This window comes from Listeria fleischmannii subsp. fleischmannii LU2006-1, from assembly GCF_000344175.1.
Lineage (GTDB): Bacteria > Bacillota > Bacilli > Lactobacillales > Listeriaceae > Listeria > Listeria fleischmannii.
In genome coordinates, this window is the sequence record NZ_ALWW01000023.1 from 14,625 (window position 1) to 34,376 (window position 19,752).

19 protein-coding genes and 2 pseudogenes are annotated in these 19,752 nt (G+C 38.9%); 9 read left to right on the forward strand and 12 right to left on the reverse strand.

The window, feature by feature from the left end; genetic code table 11:
* Positions 1-136: 136 nt before the first annotated feature.
* Positions 137-1,155, forward strand: a pseudogene (locus tag LFLEISCH_RS08135) (substrate-binding domain-containing protein).
* Positions 1,156-1,171: 16 nt separating this feature from the next.
* Here the strand turns inward: LFLEISCH_RS08135 and LFLEISCH_RS08140 are convergent.
* Complete coding sequence (locus tag LFLEISCH_RS08140) at positions 1,172-1,675, reverse strand: GNAT family N-acetyltransferase (RefSeq protein WP_040504809.1); 504 nt, start codon at positions 1,673-1,675, stop codon at positions 1,172-1,174.
* 114 nt (positions 1,676-1,789) lie between these two features.
* Here LFLEISCH_RS08140 and LFLEISCH_RS08145 point away from each other — a divergent pair.
* Together LFLEISCH_RS08145 and LFLEISCH_RS08150 are read left to right on the forward strand one after the other, a co-directional pair.
* Positions 1,790-2,381: pseudogene (locus tag LFLEISCH_RS08145) on the forward strand (biotin transporter BioY).
* A 60-nt stretch (positions 2,382-2,441) separates the two neighbouring features.
* Positions 2,442-3,131 carry a Crp/Fnr family transcriptional regulator gene (locus tag LFLEISCH_RS08150; RefSeq protein ID WP_007475364.1) on the forward strand — a complete coding sequence of 230 codons (690 nt, stop codon included), beginning with the start codon at positions 2,442-2,444 and terminating at the stop codon, positions 3,129-3,131.
* Positions 3,132-3,446: 315 nt separating this feature from the next.
* Here the strand turns inward: LFLEISCH_RS08150 and LFLEISCH_RS08155 are convergent, their stop codons facing one another.
* The 3 genes from LFLEISCH_RS08155 to LFLEISCH_RS08165 form a co-directional block, all read right to left on the reverse strand.
* Positions 3,447-3,893: a 2-thiouracil desulfurase family protein gene (locus tag LFLEISCH_RS08155; protein ID WP_007475366.1), complete on the reverse strand. Its 447-nt coding sequence runs from the start codon at positions 3,891-3,893 to the stop codon at positions 3,447-3,449.
* A gap of 78 nt (positions 3,894-3,971) precedes the next feature.
* On the reverse strand, positions 3,972-4,883 hold the full coding sequence (locus tag LFLEISCH_RS08160; protein ID WP_007475369.1) for a pseudouridine-5'-phosphate glycosidase: 912 nt from the start codon (positions 4,881-4,883) through the stop codon (positions 3,972-3,974).
* Positions 4,880-5,998 carry a carbohydrate kinase gene (locus tag LFLEISCH_RS08165; RefSeq protein ID WP_007475371.1) on the reverse strand — a complete coding sequence of 373 codons (1,119 nt, stop codon included), beginning with the start codon at positions 5,996-5,998 and terminating at the stop codon, positions 4,880-4,882. Before LFLEISCH_RS08165 ends, LFLEISCH_RS08160 begins: the two co-directional genes overlap by 4 nt.
* 284 nt (positions 5,999-6,282) lie before the next feature.
* Here LFLEISCH_RS08165 and LFLEISCH_RS08170 point away from each other — a divergent pair, with 284 nt between their 5' ends.
* From LFLEISCH_RS08170 to LFLEISCH_RS08190, 5 genes are all read left to right on the forward strand, one after another.
* Positions 6,283-7,476: a quaternary amine ABC transporter ATP-binding protein gene (locus LFLEISCH_RS08170; protein ID WP_007475373.1), complete on the forward strand. Its 1,194-nt coding sequence runs from the start codon at positions 6,283-6,285 to the stop codon at positions 7,474-7,476.
* Positions 7,469-8,320 (forward strand): ABC transporter permease, encoded by an 852-nt coding sequence (locus tag LFLEISCH_RS08175; protein ID WP_007475375.1) that lies wholly within the window; start codon positions 7,469-7,471, stop codon positions 8,318-8,320. Before LFLEISCH_RS08170 ends, LFLEISCH_RS08175 begins: the two co-directional genes overlap by 8 nt.
* A gap of 12 nt (positions 8,321-8,332) precedes the next feature.
* Entirely contained in the window at positions 8,333-9,229 is an 897-nt protein-coding gene (locus tag LFLEISCH_RS08180) for a glycine betaine ABC transporter substrate-binding protein (protein ID WP_007475377.1), read from the forward strand.
* A 201-nt stretch (positions 9,230-9,430) separates the two neighbouring features.
* Positions 9,431-10,132, forward strand: coding sequence for a cyclic nucleotide-binding domain-containing protein (locus tag LFLEISCH_RS08185; RefSeq protein ID WP_007475379.1), 702 nt, complete (start codon positions 9,431-9,433; stop codon positions 10,130-10,132).
* Positions 10,129-10,797, forward strand: coding sequence for a cyclic nucleotide-binding domain-containing protein (locus tag LFLEISCH_RS08190; RefSeq protein ID WP_007475381.1), 669 nt, complete (start codon positions 10,129-10,131; stop codon positions 10,795-10,797). The genes LFLEISCH_RS08185 and LFLEISCH_RS08190 overlap by 4 nt, the downstream gene beginning before the upstream one ends.
* 46 nt (positions 10,798-10,843) lie before the next feature.
* On the opposite strand, the gene LFLEISCH_RS08195 is transcribed toward LFLEISCH_RS08190, so the two are convergent.
* Positions 10,844-12,319 carry a lytic polysaccharide monooxygenase gene (locus LFLEISCH_RS08195; RefSeq protein ID WP_007475382.1) on the reverse strand — a complete coding sequence of 492 codons (1,476 nt, stop codon included), beginning with the start codon at positions 12,317-12,319 and terminating at the stop codon, positions 10,844-10,846.
* 456 nt (positions 12,320-12,775) lie between these two features.
* The gene (locus tag LFLEISCH_RS08200) at positions 12,776-13,537 is read right to left on the reverse strand and encodes an SDR family oxidoreductase (RefSeq protein ID WP_007475384.1); all 762 of its coding nucleotides are present in this window, start codon (positions 13,535-13,537) and stop codon (positions 12,776-12,778) included.
* A gap of 160 nt (positions 13,538-13,697) precedes the next feature.
* Here LFLEISCH_RS08200 and LFLEISCH_RS08205 point away from each other — a divergent pair, with 160 nt between their 5' ends.
* A complete protein-coding gene (locus tag LFLEISCH_RS08205; RefSeq protein WP_007475386.1) occupies positions 13,698-14,270 on the forward strand; it encodes a TetR/AcrR family transcriptional regulator in 573 nt (190 codons plus the stop codon).
* On the opposite strand, the gene LFLEISCH_RS08210 is transcribed toward LFLEISCH_RS08205, so the two are convergent.
* The 6 genes from LFLEISCH_RS08210 to LFLEISCH_RS08235 all read right to left on the reverse strand — a co-directional run bounded on the left by LFLEISCH_RS08210 (position 14,253) and on the right by LFLEISCH_RS08235 (position 19,592).
* Positions 14,253-14,966, reverse strand: a complete 714-nt coding sequence (locus tag LFLEISCH_RS08210; RefSeq protein WP_007475389.1) for a pseudouridine synthase — start codon at positions 14,964-14,966, stop codon at positions 14,253-14,255. The genes LFLEISCH_RS08205 and LFLEISCH_RS08210 overlap by 18 nt on opposite strands.
* A 107-nt stretch (positions 14,967-15,073) precedes the next feature.
* Positions 15,074-15,307, reverse strand: coding sequence for a hypothetical protein (locus LFLEISCH_RS08215; RefSeq protein ID WP_007475391.1), 234 nt, complete (start codon positions 15,305-15,307; stop codon positions 15,074-15,076).
* Between the two features lie 150 nt (positions 15,308-15,457).
* Positions 15,458-15,811, reverse strand: a complete 354-nt coding sequence (locus tag LFLEISCH_RS08220) for a hypothetical protein (RefSeq protein ID WP_007475394.1) — start codon at positions 15,809-15,811, stop codon at positions 15,458-15,460.
* Between the two features lie 4 nt (positions 15,812-15,815).
* On the reverse strand, positions 15,816-16,010 hold the full coding sequence (locus LFLEISCH_RS08225) for a hypothetical protein (protein WP_007475395.1): 195 nt from the start codon (positions 16,008-16,010) through the stop codon (positions 15,816-15,818).
* A gap of 89 nt (positions 16,011-16,099) precedes the next feature.
* Positions 16,100-17,872 (reverse strand): ABC transporter ATP-binding protein, encoded by a 1,773-nt coding sequence (locus LFLEISCH_RS08230; protein WP_007475396.1) that lies wholly within the window; start codon positions 17,870-17,872, stop codon positions 16,100-16,102.
* Entirely contained in the window at positions 17,865-19,592 is a 1,728-nt protein-coding gene (locus LFLEISCH_RS08235; RefSeq protein ID WP_007475397.1) for an ABC transporter ATP-binding protein, read from the reverse strand. Before LFLEISCH_RS08235 ends, LFLEISCH_RS08230 begins: the two co-directional genes overlap by 8 nt.
* Between the last annotated feature and the right edge of the window lie 160 nt (positions 19,593-19,752).

Below are 19,752 nucleotides of genomic sequence, written 5' to 3' on the forward strand. Positions count from 1 at the left end.
AAGGCTTTTTAAGGCATAATTATACATATAAAGTAAAATTACACATTAAAATACTTATAAAATTATATTCATCTTTGCAAAAAAACCTTTTTCTAGCTATAATAGAATTATTAAAGTCGTAAAAGAAGGAGTTTCTATGAAAAAAGTTACGATGCAAGATATCGCCGACCGCCTTAACATTACAAAAAACTCTGTATCGCAAGCGCTTGGCAATAAAAACGGGGTTAGTGAAAAAACAAAATTAGCCGTTTTTAAAATGGCAGACGAGTTAGGTTATCATTATAAAAAAGAGATTGCACGTGAAGTCATTAAAAAACGCTTTGCTTTAGTTGCAAGTTCATTCGCTCTGGCACAAAAAAGCTTTTTGGAGAAATCATTTCGAGCATGAAACAACAACTTTTAACCGAACAGGCGGAACTTTTCATTTTTCCAATTGGCGAGATTGAAGCGAAGAAGGGGATACTTCCCATCGAACTAGAAATAGAGGAGTGGTCGGGTATTTTTCTACTCTCACATATCAATACGGCATATAGTTTGAAAGTTCTAGACTTAAAACATCCGACAATATTAATCGATCACCACCATCCCTATTTAAAAGCGGATTCTATTCTTACGCAAAATAAAGACGGCGCGTTTCTTGCCGTCGAACACCTTATCGCGAAACAACATGAAAAAATCGGTTTTCTAGGAGATATCCAGTTTTCCCCCAGCTACGAAGAACGCTTTGAAGGTTACAAAATGGCGCTTCAAAACGCAAAAATCCCCTTTAATCAAGCATTTACAATCACGCGGATTAAAGAGGAACAAACAGCACTGTATAAAATTTTAGACCAGCTAGATGAGTTACCAACCGCCTGGTTTTGCGTCAACTCCGGCCTTGGTTTTATCTTGAATACATATTTACAATCAAAAGGCTATACCATCCCGAAAGACTTTTCGATTATTTGCTTTGATAACACCGAATTTACCGTTTTAAGCAATCCGCAACTTACTACAATGTGTACGAATCTAAAAGCGATGGGCGAAAAAGCCGTTTCCCTTATGAACTGGCGAATTCGTCATTCAGAAAGCGAATTTGTTCAACTTTGCATCTCTACAAAACTCATCGAACGCGACTCCGTACAAATTTACGAAAAAAACAAAGCTCGGACTTAAAAAAGTCCGAGCTTATCTATTCCTCATCGCCCTCCACATGATGTGTCAAATGAAGACGAATAGTCGCAAGTGTATAACCATAAAAATCATCATCAAATTCCTCTTCCACAACAAAACCTTTGCGCAAATAAAAACGATAAGCCTCATCATTGCCCTTCTCAACATTCACATACATCGGCAGCGGCAAGTGGAATAAGCTCATCCCCTCATCAAGGAGTCTCGTACCAAACCCCTTTTGTTTTAAAACGGGATTTAAGTAAAACGCCGAGAGCTCACTTTTGCCCTTGGCAAGTTCCACAAAATTCGCAAACCCAATGACTTCCCCTTCCGTTTCAATTACTGCAAAAGGCGTAGCGCCAATTCGATTTTGGAGTGTTTCCAAATTATAAAATTTATTTAAGAAATGATCTTGCACATCTAAAGGAATAATATTTTTGTACGTATCATGCCAAGAATTTTCTGCAATTCGTTTAATAGCCGCTGCATCGTCAAGCTTTGCCTTTCTTACGTTTACGCTCATCTTGAACACCCCTTTAAAATTTTGCTTCTCTTGTTCATACCCTTTTTCTCTTGATAAAAAACGCATTTAATGTTAACCTTTAAAAATAAAAGTTAACATTTAGGAGTGAATCTATTGTCCAACCAAAAATTAAAATTTCTAATCGTCGACGCGCTTTTTGCCGTCATTATTGCGATTCTAGCCCAAATTGCCATTCCAATTGGCCCTATTCCGTTTACCGGCCAAACCTTCGCTGTAGGGCTAGCCGCAACAATTTTAGGCGCACGAAACGCAACCATTTCCGTTTCCGTCTACATACTTCTTGGCGCGTTTGGTATCCCCGTTTTCCAAGGAATGACAGCTGGTCTTGGCATCATTCTTGGCGTCACTGGTGGCTTTATTATCGGCTTCATCGGAAATGCCTTTTTTAACGGGCTTTCTACTCGACAAATTCGGCTATACCAATTCAAACGCCATCATCGCCAATATATTAGGTGCATTTGTAACGCTTCTATTCGGCATGTTTTGGTTACAAATTAGCGCAGGCATGTCGCTTAGCGCAGCCTTTTTCGCGGGCGTTCTCCCGTTTATCATTCCTGGTATTATAAAAGCCGTTTTAGCAGGCTTCATTGGACTTAAAATCCGCCGCCAACTTATTAAAAGTAAACTTCTCCCTGACACCACTCCAAGCAAGGCGGAAACGCTCAATACTACACAGTCTAAATAATTTTAAAAATTTTTTTCTCCCGTATAATGAAACCAAATACTGAGAAAAGGGGACTCGGTTATGGTTTTAGGAAAAGGGACCGAGGAAGCGCAGGAGCTTAGTCTTTCAGAAGTTTTATATGAGACGAACGCGACGAAACTTCCTTATTCGCGTTTACGCATTAAGCGCGGTGAAAACATACTTCTTGAAGGAGAAAATCATCCATATTTTTATATTATAGTTGACGGCGTAGCCACAATGAGCAAGAACACATGCAAAGAAAACAGCATTCTTTCTTTTTTGGGAAAAGGGGAAGGCATTGGATTTTTACATATCGAAAATGAGGCGGTTTCACCCGTTACATATACAGCCATTAGCGAAATAACCGTCCATCGCTTCCCGCGCGACTATGCGCGCCGTCGTTTTGCATCCCACACATCATTTTCTATTTTCACACAAATGAATCGCATCGTTTGGCCAATTTTAACGAGGGAATCTGAGGCGCATCTGCCCTCCGACCAAAAAGTGCTAGCGGGACTCATTCATATCGGCGACCAATTTGGCCGACTGGAAGAAGATGGCAGCTGTTTAATCCCCTATTTTTTTACACAAAAAATTTTAGGAAGCTACTTAAATCTAGCCCGCGCTTACGTAGCAACTAATTTACGCAAATTAGAAGATGAAGGCATCCTAACATTATCGCCAAAACCTTGGCGGATCAATAATTTTCATACACATAAAACAAATTTACAACAGCTTTTTAATAATTAAAAGAAGCCGTAGTGTCTAGCACTACGGCTTCTTAGCTTGTAGAAAACTCAAAGCTTTCGCAAAACAAACCGCTCCTCGCCAAAATCGGACTGCTGATAAATGGTGAGATTCTAGGCAGGGCCGAGTACCGGAGCGGAGCGTACTCGAGTACGTGAGCACCGGAACGGAGGCACGAACGACGAAGATTGCCGTTTGTCAGCAGTCTGAGAAGCCGTAGCGTCTAGCACTACGGCTTCTTTTTTATATCAATGTCGAAAAAAATACGGAATATCTACAGTAAGTTCACTCGGATTTAATAAAAGCCAGCATTTTCTTTTAATAGAACGCTTCATCTGACACAACTAAAATCCCGTTCATCTGCAAATAAGCCGCTGTCACGCCAACACCTACTTTTAATTTACCAGAAAAAGAGCCGTCATAAATCTGGCACGCCCCACACGAAGGGCTTTTTTCTTTTAAAATAACTTCCGTAATCCCAAGTGCTACAAGTTCTTCTAACGTTTTACGCGCACCTTCTTGGTAGCTTTCTGTCACATCTTCACCGCTGCAATCGATTACTTTTGCCACACCTGACCAAACGTCCATCCCGTCTCCACCAACAATTTCAGCTGGATTTCTAGGCGTAGCGAGACCACCGAGCATCTCAGGACAAAGCGCAGTCGCCACGCCGCTCTGAACCATTTCCTTCAAAACCTTGTTTTCCTTATGTTGCCCGTCATATCGACAAGGAATTCCAGCTAAACATGCACTTACCATCTTCAAAGCGCTCCCCTCCTTTAACCCCTTTATTTTAACAAAAAAAACGCCATGATTTCAGGTAGAGAAACCACAGCGTTCACTTTACATATTTTGATAAGCAACAGCAATTTGCGAGCCAATAAGCGCATTGTGCTTCACAAGCTCGATATTCGCTTCAAGGCTTTTGCCAGCCGTAAGTTCTTTCACTTTGGCAAGCATAAATGGTGTAACATGTTTACCATGAATACCATTTTCATCCGCTTCTTTTAAAGCCGCTTGGATAACTGCGTTAATTTCTTCAGCAGGCATCGCGTGTGCTTCTGGAATTGGATTTGCAATTACCGCGCCCCCGTCAATTTGCAGATCCCATTTCGCTTTTAGACTGCTTGCGATAATTTCAGGCTCATCCGCGCGAATAGTTAGTTCAATTTCACTTGTACGTGTATAAAATGCCGGTAAAACGTCTGTTCCGTAACCAATTACAGGTACACCTTTTGTTTCTAAGTATTCCATCGTTAAGCCTAAATCAAGAATCGATTTCGCTCCCGCGCAAATCACGGCCACATTAGTTTTCGCCAGTTCTTCAAGGTCAGCTGATACATCCATTGTTGTTTCAGCCCCGCGGTGAACACCACCAATTCCACCTGTTACAAAAATGGCAATTTCAGCAAGCTCCGCACAAATCATAGTAGCCGCAACTGTTGTTGCACCAAGTTGTTTCGTTGCAATTAAATAGCCAATATCACGACGAGAAACTTTCGCCACATCATCGCTTTTAGCAAAAAGTTCTAATTCTTCGCTGGAGAGACCAATTTTAATTTGCCCATCCATAATCGCAATGGTTGCCGGAACCGCTCCGTTTTCACGAATAATCCCTTCAACTTCTTTCGCCATTTCGACGTTTTGCGGATAAGGCATTCCGTGCGAAATAATAGTAGATTCTAACGCCACAATAGGTTTCCCTGCTAATTTTGCTGCTTTTACTTCTTCTGAAAATGATAGATAATTTTTCATTTGATTTCCTCCAAATCTTTTTGTAGTTCAGATGTCGATAAATTTTGTCGTACTGTAAACTCCGATAACAGCGTTTTATAGGCATTGACACTGCCCGCAAGAACCGTTTCACGAAGTGTCTTCCCTTCAAGCCAAGCATAAATAACAGCGGAACAAAACGCATCACCAGCACCTGTTACATCACGGATTTCAGCCGCCACAATCGCCGGTTCATGAATAATTCCCTCGTCGCGGTTTCCAGCCATCGCTCCGTGCTTACCGTTTGTGATTACCACATTTTGAATCCCCTCATCTAGCCATTTCTTTACAGCTAGACGCCAATCTTCATCACTCTCTATTTTCATATTAAAATGGGTTTCCGTTTCATCGCGATTGGCGATGAGCCAAGTGACTTGTTGCAGCTGTTCAGGAAGCCGTGCCATCTTAGGTGACGAAACGGGAACTAAAACGAGTGGCACCTGACTAGTTTCTGCAAAGTTCCCTAAATAAGCAAGCGTCTCCTTCGGGCAATTTAAATCCGCCACAATCGCACTAGAACGCGCTAGTAGGGATTCATTTTTGCGCAGTGCACCCGGCGTCAGATGTTCGTAAGCTTCCATATCTGCAAGGGCCACAAGTAAATCTCCATTTCCTTCCAAAACAGCGGTGTAAGAACCGGTAGAAATGCTCGGAAAAGCGGTGACATAATCTAGGTTCATATAAGTGTCACTTGCCTGAACAATTGCCTCCCAGTCTGCATCTGTACCGCATGCTGTTAGTAGCACTACTTCTTTTCCAAGTCTACCTAAGTTTTCAGCAATATTTCTTGCAACTCCACCGGCGCTTTGCGAGGATCTAACAGGATTTGATGTCCCTAACTGCGCTTTTTCCTTCATATAAAACTTGCGGTCCACGTTTGCCCCGCCTACACAAATAATTTGCTTGGACTCGTTTAAAATATAGGCTTTTCCTAAAATCCGCCCTTTTCGTATTAAGCCAGAAATTAAATTAGCGACCGTGGGCCTTGATAAATCTAAGATATCCGCAAGCTCTTGCTGTGAGATATAAGGATTTTTGCGAATAGAGTTAAAAATAATTTCTTCTTTTTCGTTCATTTTCTGATTTTCGTTTTCCACGGAGAACACCTCCATTTCTAAACTTTTGTTTATTTTTTAAACACATGTTTATAATAACAATAAAAGCGCTTTATTTCAACAAAAAGAAAAAATTTTTTTGTTTTTTTTTCGTTTTCTGAAAACCATTGCTATGATGGGCTTTAGAGTGATAATAAAAAGTTATCATCTTTCTATTTTCAAGTTAAAAGGGTGATTTTATCTTCAATCTTCGTTACAATGGTAAACGTTAGCTTTATTTTGTCTTGAAAAATAGAGCAAATAAATCACGAGGGGAGAATTATGTTTTGAGTAAAATTGAAGTTAAGAATCTGACGAAGATTTTTGGTAAAAAAACTTCGAAGGCTTCGGCTCTTCTTAAAGAAGGCAAATCAAAAACAGAAATATTAAAAGAAACTGGTTCGACTATCGGTGTTAATCAAGCATCTTTTCAAGTCGAAGAAGGCGAAATTTTCGTTATTATGGGGCTTTCCGGTAGTGGTAAGTCTACACTTGTTCGCCTATTAAACCGTTTAATTGAGCCCACAAGTGGCGAAATTTGGCTTGATGGGAAAGATTTATCTAAGTTAGATAAAAAAGAGCTGCGCGGTGTTCGCAGAAAAAGCATGAGTATGGTATTTCAGAATTTTGGGCTGTTTCCCAATCGCACAATTCAGAATAACGTGGAATACGGCTTAGAAGTACAGAAAATTCCGAAAAATGAAAGGGCTGAAAAAGCAAAAGAAGCGCTTGATTTAGTCGGATTAGCCGGTTATGGCGAGCAGTATCCCGCGCAGCTTTCTGGTGGTATGCAGCAACGTGTTGGTTTAGCACGCGCGCTAGCGAACAATCCGGATATTTTGCTGATGGACGAGGCCTTCTCTGCCCTAGATCCGCTTAATCGTAAAGATATGCAAGATCAACTACTCGACCTGCAGGATACGATGCAAAAAACGATAATTTTCATTACGCATGATTTAGATGAAGCTCTACGTATTGGTGATCATATTATGATTATGCGTGATGGCTCTGTTGTTCAAACGGGGACACCAGAAGATATTTTAGCGCATCCAGCTAATAATTATGTAGAGAAATTTATAGAAGACGTTGACCGTTCGAAAGTTTATACGGCAAGTCATGTGATGATTCGACCAGAAATTGTTCATGTTGAAAAAGATGGGCCGCGCGTAGCTCTTCAAAGAATGCGTGAAACTGGAACATCCAGTATTTATGTTGTTAAAAAAGGACGTGAACTTGTTGGCATTGCCCACGCTACAGATGTTTCGAAACTTGTGAAGGAAAATATTTCTTCACTTGAATCAGCTATCCAAACAGACGTCCCAACAACTAGTCCGGATACACCATTAAGCGATTTAATGGACTTAATCTCAACAACATCCATTCCAGTTGCAGTAACTGAAAATGGACGACTTAAAGGCATTATTATCCGCGGATCCGTACTGGCCGCACTTTCTGGAAATGAGGTGAACCTTGATGCCTAATATTCCTACAATCCCTCTTGCAAGCTGGATTGACAGTCTTGTTGATAGCTTGACACAATTTGAAGGATTTTTTAATGTTATTACAAATATTATTGGTAGTATTGTAGATGCCTTTCAGTGGGTCTTCGATTTGCTACCACCTTATATCTTTATTATTTTAGTTTTAGCTCTAACGTATTTTCTTAATCGTAAAGGAAAAAAATGGGGTTTAATGGCTTTCGAATTAGTTGGCTTGCTGCTCATTTGGAACCTTGATTTTTGGCGCGATATGACCCAGACGCTAACCCTCGTTTTAACCAGTAGCTTGATTGCTCTTGTTATTGGTGTGCCTCTGGGGATTTGGATGTCTAAAAGTAATGTGGCAGATGCATTCTTTAAACCTGGGCTCGATTTTATGCAAACGATGCCCGCCTTCGTTTACTTAATTCCTGCTGTTGCCTTTTTTGGAATCGGTATGGTTCCCGGAGTAGTAGCGTCCGTTATTTTCGCGATGCCCCCTACTGTTCGGATGACAAACTTAGGAATTCGCCAAGTTTCTACTGAACTCGTAGAAGCCGCCGACTCATTCGGTTCAACAGGCTTCCAAAAACTGTTTAAAGTAGAACTTCCAATGGCCAAGTCCACTATGATGGCCGGCATTAATCAAAGTATTATGCTCGCTCTTTCCATGGTCGTTATCGCCTCCATGATTGGTGCAATGGGTCTAGGAACGCGTGTATACTTCGCTGTAGGACGTAATGATGCTGGAGGTGGTTTCGTTGCCGGAATCGCTATCGTCATCGTAGCCATCATTCTCGACCGCCTGACGCAAAGCTTTAATAAAAAATCAAAAATCGAAAACTAAGGAGGACCTACTATGTGGAAAAAATTAAGACTTATTAGCTTGCTTAGTATCGTCTCACTCCTTTTAGTTTCTTGCGGGACTGAACTCGCGCCTTATGATGCGAAAAAACCCCTTGGCGAACAAATTAACTATACCATTACTGGGATTGATGCTGGTGCAGGTATTATGCTATCCACACAAAACGCCATTAAAGCGTATAAATTAGATGATTATAACTGGCAGCTACAAACAAGTTCCACTGCCGCCATGACATCCACACTTGAAAAAGCAATTAAAGATAAGCGACCGATTGTCGTGACTGGCTGGACGCCACACTGGATGTTTACAAAATTCGACCTTAAATTTTTAGATGATCCTAAAAACGTGTACGGCGATGCTGAAGATATTCATACCATCGTGCGAAAAGGACTGAAAAAGGATATGCCTTCCGCGTATGCCGTTTTGGATAACTTTAATTGGACACCAGAAGAAATGTCCAAAGTGATGCTTGAAGTAAATGACGGGGCCGACCCAGAAGAAGCTGCTAAAAAATGGGTGAAAAATAATCCAGATAAAGTAGCCGAATGGACAAAAGGCGTTCAAAAAGTGAATGGGGATAAAATCAAGTTAACCTATGTCGCCTGGGATTCAGAAATCGCCTCTACCAATGTTGTCGCAGAAGTTTTACGTAGCGTCGGTTACAAACCAACCATTCAAGCGATGGAAATTCAACCGATGTGGGCTTCCGTTGCAACAGGTGCAGCTGATGGCATGGTCGCCGCCTGGTTACCAAATACAGCTGGCGTTTACTATAAAGATTATAAATCCGACATCGAAGACTTAGGTATCAATTTAAAAGGCGCCAAAGTCGGTTTAGCCGTTCCCACGTATATGAAAAATATTAATTCTATTGAAGATCTAAAAAAATAAACGAAAAAAGCATTTTCTCTTTGGCGGAAAATGCTTTTTTCACTTTAAATTTCACGAATTTGTCAAATTAGACTGGCGAATTAGTTTATTTTGAAGTATGTTTAAAATAAAACTATGATATACTCACACAAAACAGATAGCAAAAGCCGCCATGTAGCCGTTTCGTATCCAATTTATATTGTAAAGTTAGGGGATATTTTTATGAATCAAATTGACCATTTCCTCACTTCTGATGCCGAACTAGCCAAAACACATGTACAAAGATTAAAATTTTCACCCAAAGAAACCATTTATACGAATGAAAAAGTGCATCTTCGAAATAATTTCGTTTTAATTAAAAACGGTATTGTTTCCCTTGAGCTTTATCATAAAGGAAAGTGGCAATTCACAACATTTTTAACACCAGGCGATTGTGCTGGGATAGATAATTTTTTAACACCTAATAGAACCAATTATAATCCTACCAAATTCAGACTTACAGGGGCGATAAATGGTGAAATTATTATTGTTGAAAAAGACTATTTTCTCAACCATTTTTATGCCAATCCCAAATTATTTACAATCATTTTAGAAAAGTTAGCTCTTCATTACATGTATACTTCCTATAACTCCCACGAAAAAAATGCAAGGCTATGTCAACGGATGGCAGATGTTACTTTAGAATTCATCGCCCTATCTGATTTCCAAGTTAATGAAAATACGGTTATTTTTCCGTACCCAATCTCAGCCAAAATGTTTAGCACCTATTTAAAAGCACCTCTTTCGGCTGTATCAGAAGTTTTACGTATCTGGGAAGAAAAAAACATCTTAATTTGCACCTCAGATAATCTTCTCATTACCGATTACAAAAAGTTACTCAGTTTTTCAAAAATGACATATTTAATAGATGAGGTGCTAGTATGAATCAACCTATCAACATTTATTCTGCCCTAAATGAGGCAGGTTTACTTCAACAGTCTAAAGAACTCCCATTTAATGACAATACTATTATTATGAAAGATTACGTTTTTAAAGATTCCCTTTTATTTTTGTCTCAAGGTATCGCGAAAATAGAGATTAAGAGAAATCAGGCTTGGGAATTTGAAACGCTTGTCGCAAATGATACTATCTTGGGACTTGAACATTGTTTCCTCCCCCATAAATATGCAGATAAAATGGAATATCGCATGACTTCTTTAACCAAAGGAACTGCCTTTATAATCCCAAAACAACAACTCATGTCCTACCTTTATGCTCATCCTTTAGTTTTTCATCAACTTATTGAAGACTTAACGATACGCTATAAATTTCTTACTTTTAACCAACAAGAAAAAAAAGCTCCATTAAAACAGCGAATTATTGATTTGCTTATGGAGTTCGTCATTTTAACCCATCAAGAGGAGGAGGGAGAATATCTAAAAATCCCATTTTTCACTGAAGAATTTATTACAACCTCTTTGAAATGCTCCACTCATCATATCAAACACATTTTAGCAAGCCTGACAGAACAGCGCATTATATGTATCACGGATAATCAGGAGCTCATCATCCATTATCCTCATTTAAAAAAATTTTCCTCTATTGTTTAATGAAAAATACCCTAAACAATCTCACATGACTGTTTAGGGTATTTTATTATTTTGTTACTAGTGTCCAAGCGCCGCTTAGAGAAGGGGCTTGACCTTGTACCCACCATTTGGCTTGATAAATTTTCCCATTATAAAGAACTTTATCTCCGCTTGTGAAAGCTTTTTGTGCATTCCAAACTTGTACGCTATTATCAACGACTTGCCATACACTACTTACTTCTGGGTTATTTCCTTTTGTCCACCATTTTGCGCGATATGTTTTACCGTTATAGTTCACGGTATCATTTTCGACATAAATCTTGTCTTTACTCCAAGTTCCTTTCTCATCAATTACTGGAACTGGAGGAAGAACTTGGTCTTCTCCTGCTATCGCAACACGTAAAAGGTTACTTGCAGAAGATTTATTACCTGCACTATCTACTGCTGAAACAGTATAGTTATAATCCCCTTTTGCTAAACCTTTATCTTCAAAAGAAGTGTTTGAAGTTGTTGTAATTTTTTTGCCATCACGATAAACTTCATATTTTACAGGAAGAGAATGATTAACTGCTCCCCACATTAATGAAACAGATGAATTTGTTTTGCCCATTGAATGTAGATTGCTAGGTGCCTCTGGTGCTACATTATCAGTCTTAGTTTCCTTAAGCGTGGTTGCTGCAAAAGATGCACTCATTTTTGATTTATTTCCGGCAAAATCTTGCGCTACAATACTATAGTTATAAGACTTATCAGCTTGTAAAGATACATCTTTGAAAGAAGTTGTACTTGTTTCGCCTACTTTAACACCATTACGATAGACTGTATATTTTGAAACACCTTGATTATCTGCTGCTTCCTTCCAATTTAGCGTAATACTATTTGAAGTTCTATCCGCAATTTTTAATCCTGTTACTTCTGAAGGTGCTTTTGTATCAACCTCTGGGTTAACAGCACTGCCATTATTGATGTTGGCATCAATAACTTGATAGAACGAATTTGTTGTATCAGCAATATTCCACACACCTAAAATAACATAGTAGCCTTCACGGTCAGATGGAATATCAATCTGCTGTCTAACTACTTTTTCTGGTGTTAAATTTGCTCCATTAATATGTTTTAATAACTCAAAATCACTACTAGCTAACGGTTTGTTCGGGTCCCAACCTTTTTTTGTAATATAATAATCCCAACTAGCGGTTTGATGTGGCGCTGTAAGAGTCCACTCTACAACATTAGGTCCAGAGTTAAGCGCGACTTTGTGCCAGCGTGTATCCGTTTGTACATCCATAGCCGCATATTTTCCAGCTCCTGCAATTTTCCCATCAGCAGGACCAGATGCACTTGGAAATCCTTTTGGTCCTTCAATGCTTTGCGGCTCAAATTGAACAGCTCCCGCATTTACGTTTATGCCTTTATTAGCTAAATAAGCACGACTTTCTGGTTTTGAAATATAACCATGTGCATCCGCATCAAACGCATGACCTGCTGTTAACATTACACCTAGAGCACCAAAAAAAGCACCGATCTTTAATTTATTATTCATATATTCCTCCGTATAGTTAGATTGAGTCATCAACTGAGCTCACTTACAAGAATACAAGCAAATGCTCAAAATGTCTGTAGAAATTTATTGAAACCTTTCTGCCTTATTTAACCGAATAGAACGCTTTCACAATTCGGATTCCACCTCACTAAAAGCACCAGAATCCTCTTAATATCTTCCATCTAAGCCATTTGCCTCCTTTACTTCATTTTCTTAAAATATTTCACATAAATAAAAAAAGAGAAGAAAAATCTTCTCTCAGCTTGTAGAAAAACTCAAAGTTTACGCAAAACAAAACGCTTCTCACCAAAATCAGACTGCTGACAAATGGTGAGATTATAGGCAGTGCCGAGTACCGGAGCGGAGCGTACTTGAGTACGTGAGCACCGGAACGGAAGGCTTAACAACGAAGATTGCCGTTTGTCAGCAGTCTGAAAGAAGAAAAATCTTCTCTTTTTAATAAGCCGTCCACCCTGCATCTGCCGTAATAATTGTCCCGTTTACAAAACTGGAATCGTCTGAACCTAAAAATAAGGCTACTTTCGCAATTTCTGACGCTTCCCCGACACGTGGATTGATATTCATACCAACCATCGCGCGTTCTTGGCCAAAAGCACTCGGGTCATAAATAGAGGTGCCAATATTCGTGTTTACTGCCCCAGGCGCGATGGCATTACAACGAATATTTTTATTAGCATACTGAAAACCGATATTTTTAGTTAAACCTACAACAGCATGTTTAGAAGCTGTGTAAGCTGCCCCCGCACGTGAGCCGAATAGGCCTCCAGCAGATGCAATATTTACAATCACACCGCCACCATTCTCTTCAAATAATGGAATCGCTTTTCGAGCAGCGCGCATTACACCTGTTGTGTTAATCGCTAAAACACGTTCCCAAAGATTATCTGTCACTTCCGCCACGGGAACAAAATTGTCCATAATACCCGCATTATTGACTAAAATATCAATTTTACCAAACTTATCCACTGCCGCATCAATCATTCCATCTACATCCGCTTGTTTTACAACATTAGCAACGACAGCAAGGGCATCTCCCCCATTTGATGCAATTTCATCGACCGTTCCTTGTGCATTTTCCAAGTTCAAATCCGCCACAACAACTTTAGCCCCTTCTTTTGCATAAAGTAGCGCAATTTGTTTCCCCATACCAGACGCAGCACCAGTGATGACAGCAACTTTACCTTCTAATTTCCTCATTACTATTACCTCCTCGATTGCTAGTGAACTAAGAGTTTTATCTCTCAGAACAAGTATAGAGCCAAATGTAAACGGATTCAATCAGTAATGAAAGTCTTTATCGTTGCTTAAACGCCATTTATTTGATATATGTTGTTTAAGTAAAAATGAGGTGATAAAAATGGATCGACGCATTCGTAAAACTAAAAAAGCTTTTTATGAAGCCTTTTTAAAATTACTTGAAACGCAAAATCTCCAACAAATTACAGTGACCGCCATTGTAAAAGAAGCCGATGTAAACCGCTCCACCTTCTACAAGCATTACACTGAAAAAGAGGATCTGCTAAACGAAATTATCGAGTCCGTTTTAGGCGACCTACAAGCTGCTTATAACGACCCATATCAACGGGATACCTCTTTTACCGCACAAAACTTACAACCTTATATGATTAAAATATTTGACCATGTATATAAACATCAATTATTTTACCGTCATGTCATTTCGTCTAAAATTAGTCCCAACTTTCAAAACCGCATTTGCCACGTCATACAAGACCTTGTTCTACGTGATGCAACAAAGTCAGCTATCCCAAAAGACTTAAATCCTAGTATTTTAACAAGTTATCAAGCCCACGCCATTTTTGGCACTATTGTCTACTGGGTTGAAAATAACTTTAGCGAAACAAGCGATTATATGTCCAAACAACTTTTTTTAATTTTAAAAACTCAGCATCAATTAGATTCCTCGAAGTAAAGCTAACTCTTTTTCCGAAAGAAGACGATATTCACCGAGTTCAAGATTTGAGTCTAACACCAGTTCTCCCATGCGTTCACGTTTTAGATAAATGACCTTCTTGCCAACCGCTTCAAACATCTTTTTCACTTGATGAAATTTTCCTTCAACGACTTTGACCCGAATAGTCGACTGTCCATTTTGCGCGCTAATGATGTCCAATTTCGCAGGCAGCGCATGATAACCATCTAGAAATGTAACTCCCTTTTCAAATGTCGCCACATCGTCTTTTGTGACCTCACCTAAAATGCGCGCAAAATAAACTTTCGCCACATGTTTTTTAGGTGAAAGAAGTTCATGTGCCATCTGGCCGTCTGTTGTTAAAATCAGCAGTCCTTCCGTATCTTTATCTAGGCGACCAACTGGAAAAATCCCTTTTCGTTTATCGCCCTCAGAAAGCAGGTCAATAACCGTCTTCCCTACCTTATCTTCGGTTGCACTTAAAACGCCTTGTGGTTTATTTAACATGATATAAACGTGTTCTGTAAATAAAACTGGCTCACCGTCTACTGTCACTTCATTGGATTCAGGAGAAACTTGGCAGGCCCCGTCGCGAATGTGTTTTTGATCCACACACACTTTCCTTTTTTTTAAAACTTGCTTCACATCTTTCCTTGTGCCAAAACCAGCGTGTGCTAACAATTTATCTAGACGCATCTTTTTTCCTCCAAAAGTTCTGTACTCTTTTTCATTCTATCAATTTCCCACTTCTTTCGCCATAAAAAAAAGACCACAGCGTTTGTTACGTTGTAGCCAAAATTATATTAAGCATTTCGGTAAACTGTCTCTAATTCCACAGCATAGGCAGATTCAATTTTTTGTCCTACAAGAGTTTGTTTCAAGCGATACTCATCTAGCTTAAGCTCTATTCGCACTAATCTTTCAAATTCATTTAGATTCTCGCTATTTTCGACCAAAGCCCCTAATTCCATAAAAAGCTCCTCAAGTTGTCTAATATCCTCTAAAGAAGCCGCATTCATTTCGAGTTTATTCTTCATAATGTCTCTCCTCCAATCGCTGCCTCAATCACTCTTATTTTACTCAAAAAATGAGTGATTGAAACCTGTTTTGAAGAAGTTTCACATTTTATCCACATTTCAGGTCAATTCTGTTACATTCACCACAAATTTTTACACTTTTCGCCATATTTATTCTTTCACAATCTTGATAATATCCGCATAAGGAATTTTTCGCGGCTCACTTCCTTTTGGTTTAAAGTCCGCCTTTAAATAGACTTGGACATTATCCTCCTCATCTAGCGACTCCACGTTTAGCGCCCGCTCATCCTTTTCATTTTCAATTTTACCAATCGCCTGAAGCTCCGTTTCATTCGCAAGTTCCAGTTCTTCACCAACTAAATCCCGCACAAAAACACTCTTATCATTTCCCGTATGATCACGACTTACCACACCGTCTAGTTTCACAACTGTATCAACAGATTCATTTTGTCCGCAGCCTGCCAAAACAACTAAAAGAGCTACAATCCATCCAATTTTTTTCATCAGCTCATCCTTTTTCTTTCCCCTGAAGATGGTCGGCCCATAAGGTAATTTGCTCGGGTAGATAGTAAAATTGTTGATCGCTCCCAATCCGAACTAAATATTTTTGTTCTTTTTCTAAAAAATAAACGACAGTCCCAACGTTATACTTCATAATGCCTTCTTCAATATATACAGTATCACCAATTTTAAATGTTTTCATCCCGCACCTCACTAATTATTATGATTCATTTTTAGTATAGCATGTCTAAAGAAAAAGCAGGTGAGAAACTCTTCTCACCTGCTAAAGTCTTATTCTAATACAAATTGATTGTGATAAAGTTCCGCATAGAAACCTTTTTGTTGTAACAAACCTTCATGCGTCCCTTCTTCAATAACCTCACCATGATGGAGGACGACAATATGATCGGCATCTAAAATTGTTTTAAGTCGATGCGCAATAACAAAACTAGTCCGACCGGATATAACGTTGTCCATCGCTTTTTGGATTTTACTTTCCGTAACTGTATCCACATTACTTGTCGCTTCATCCAAAATAAGTAAGCTTGGATTTGTTAAAATGGTACGTGCAATACTAATTAATTGCTTTTGTCCCACACTAAAGATGTTGTTTTCATCACTAATTTCCGTATCATAGCCTTTTTCAAGCGTCATAATAAAGTCGTGAATATTCGCTTGTTTAGCCGCTAATACAACATCATCACGGTGAGCATCCGGTTTCCCAAACGCAATATTTTCGTGAATTGTACCACTAAATAAAACGGAGTCTTGTAGCACAATCCCCACTTGTTTTCTAAGTGATTTCAGTTCAATATCACGAATATCTTTTCCATCAAATGCAATTTCACCACTGTCCACATTATAGAAGCGATTCAGTAAATTCATAATCGTTGTTTTACCAGAACCAGTTGGCCCAACAACCGCCACCATCTTACCTTTTTCAAGTGTAATATTGACATCTTTTAGAACCGGTTTTTCTGGATCATAACCAAAGTTCACGTTTCGAAGCGCCACTTCTTTATTAATCCCATCAATCTCGCTCACATTCGGACGCTCATACTCATCTTTCTCATTAAATACCTCACTCACACGACGCGCACCCGTAATCGCAAGCTGTAACATGCTGTACTGGGATGAAATCTGCGTAAGCGGCATATAAAATTGTTGAGAATACTGCACAAACATTACGATTAAACCAAGCGCAACAGAACGCTCAAGACTTCCGTTTAACGCTAAATATCCACCAAAGAAAATCACAATCGCTGTGTTTAAAAGGGAGATACCTTGCATCACTGGGAAAAGTAAGCCTGAATAAACTTGACCTTTATAAGTCGCATTTTTAACCGTATTATTGTGCTTCACAAAACCTTCAATCGTTTCATCTTCAAGGCCGTTTGTAATAATAACTTTCTGGCCAGAAATTTTTTCATCAATATAGGCGTTTAAATGCCCCAAACTATCTTGTTGTAAATCCACATATCTCCGTGCCTTACGAATAATAATAGCGGCAATCACAATTGCAAACGGTGATGCAATTAGCGTGACAAGTGCCAGCTCTACATTTTGATTGAACATCATGATAATAACACCAATCATTAAAGCCAAGTTGGATAAAACTTGAACTAGCGCCTGGTTTAGCGTATTAGAAATATTATCCATATCACTTGTAAAACGGCTTAGCATCTCCCCATCATTATGACGATCGAAAAAGCGAATCGAAAGTTTTTCCATTTTGCGGAATAAACCAATACGCATTCTGTTTGTCGCCTTCCCAGAAACACCTGTCATAATAATACTTTGAATAAATGTCGCTAAAGACGTCAACACATAAAATAGAAGTAACATCCATAAAATATGATGGAACTCCGATTTATCATCCACACCTGTTGAAAATAATTTAACTGCGTAATTCGCAAGTTCTTGAATCGCATCCCCAATAAATTGCGGTGCTTTTACTTGTAAGTAAGTTGCGCCAATAACCGCTAATATGATAACGAAAAGTTGTAACTTATACGCGCGAAGATAATGCCAGAAGAATTTACTAATTTGTTTAAACTCACTCATTTCCCCACGCATCCTTTCCCTTTTGAGTCTCATAGATTTCTTGATAAATCGGGCTAATTTCAAGTAGTTCTTTATGTGAACCAACTGAAACTAATTTACCCCCATCCAAAACTAAAATTTTATCTGCATGAATCACAGAAGAAATTTTTTGCGCAATAATAAAAGTAGTCGTATCATTTAATTCTTTATTGAGCGCTTCTTTAACAAGTTTTTCAGAACGGGCATCTAATGCACTCGTGCTATCATCCAAAATCAAAATCTTAGGATCCCCGATGACCCCACGCGAAATAGAAAGACGTTGTTTTTGCCCACCAGAAAAGTTATTTCCGCGCTCTTCTACAATCGCGTCATAAATCTTATCTTGACGTTCAATAAATTCTTTCGCCTGTGCAATAGACGTCGCCTTCTCCATATCGTCCTCGCTAGCATCTTGCTTACCGTGACGTAAATTATCAGAAATCGTACCCGAGAATAAGATAGCGCGCTGCAAGACAAGAGAAACCGTTTTTCGTAGCGTGTTTTTATTCACATCTACTAAGTTCTTCCCACCGATTAAAACTTCCCCTTCAGACGGGTCGTAAAGCCTCGGGATCAGTTGAGCAAGAGTCGATTTGCCGGCACCTGTCGCCCCAACAATACCCACCATTTCACCTGGACTCGCTTTAAAAGAAATGTCGCTTAACGCGTTTTGTTCATCTCCCTCATAGCGGAAACTTACATGTTTAAATTCAACGCTACCAGTTAAATCTTCTTCTGGTGCATCTTTGTCATATTTAATATCTGCATCCGTATTTAAAACTTCACTAATACGCCCAAGAGAAATGAACGCACGAGAAGCCATCATCGTAAGCATACCTCCGATAATGATTGCCATCATAATTTGCATTAAATAGTTCATAAAGGAAGCAATGGCCCCAATTACAGTTGGATCGTCTTTGACCATATCTCCTACAAAATAAATTGACACAACGATTGCTAAGTTAGAGACAAGCATAAACGCTGGAATCATCACAGAAAAGAGTGTTCCAACGATAATGGTATGTCTTGTTAACTTGTCACTTGTATCAGAAAATCTTTTTAGCTCATTGTCTTCTTGAACAAAACTTTTTACGACACGCATTCCTGCTAAATTTTCTTTCGCAATCGCATTAACTTTGTCTAAAAATGCTTGAATTTTAGCAAAATGTTTTCCCATTGCACCAAATGTTATCATAACGATTAAAACAACAAGCACAACGAGTAGAATGATAACCCACCAAAGAGCTGGAAGAGTGACCATTGCTAAAATAAAACTTCCAATAAACATAATCGGAATTCTTGTTAAAGATTGTAACGACATCATAACCAAATTTTGTACTTGTGTAATATCATTCGTTTGTCTAACTACTAAGTTACCTGTTGAAAAACGTTCGATATTGCTGAATGAAAAAGTTTGTACTTTACGGAAACTACTTTCACGAATATCAGCCCCCACACCTTGTGCAATTTTCGCAGATAAAATTGTATTGAAAATACCAGCAATAAGACCCACAACTGCTACTGCTACAAGGATAATACCGATTGACGTTATTTCATCCATTTTGTCTTCCATAATTGCATTTAAAACTTGCTGCAATAATTTCGGTTGCCAAAGCTGAGATGCTACCATGACAGCCACAAATAATGTGGATAAAATCGTCTGCATTCGATATTTCTTCAAATGTTGAAATAAAATCTTCATTGTAAACCTCCCTGAAAAAGAATAAGACGAACACTTATTCTACTCGATAATAAAAGGTTTTTCAACCCTCATTTCATTAATTTGTGAAAAATCAGTCTACAGGCGTAGAAAACCTGTCTTTCAGGTTTTTAAATATGTCTTTTTGTTCATTTTTTTATGG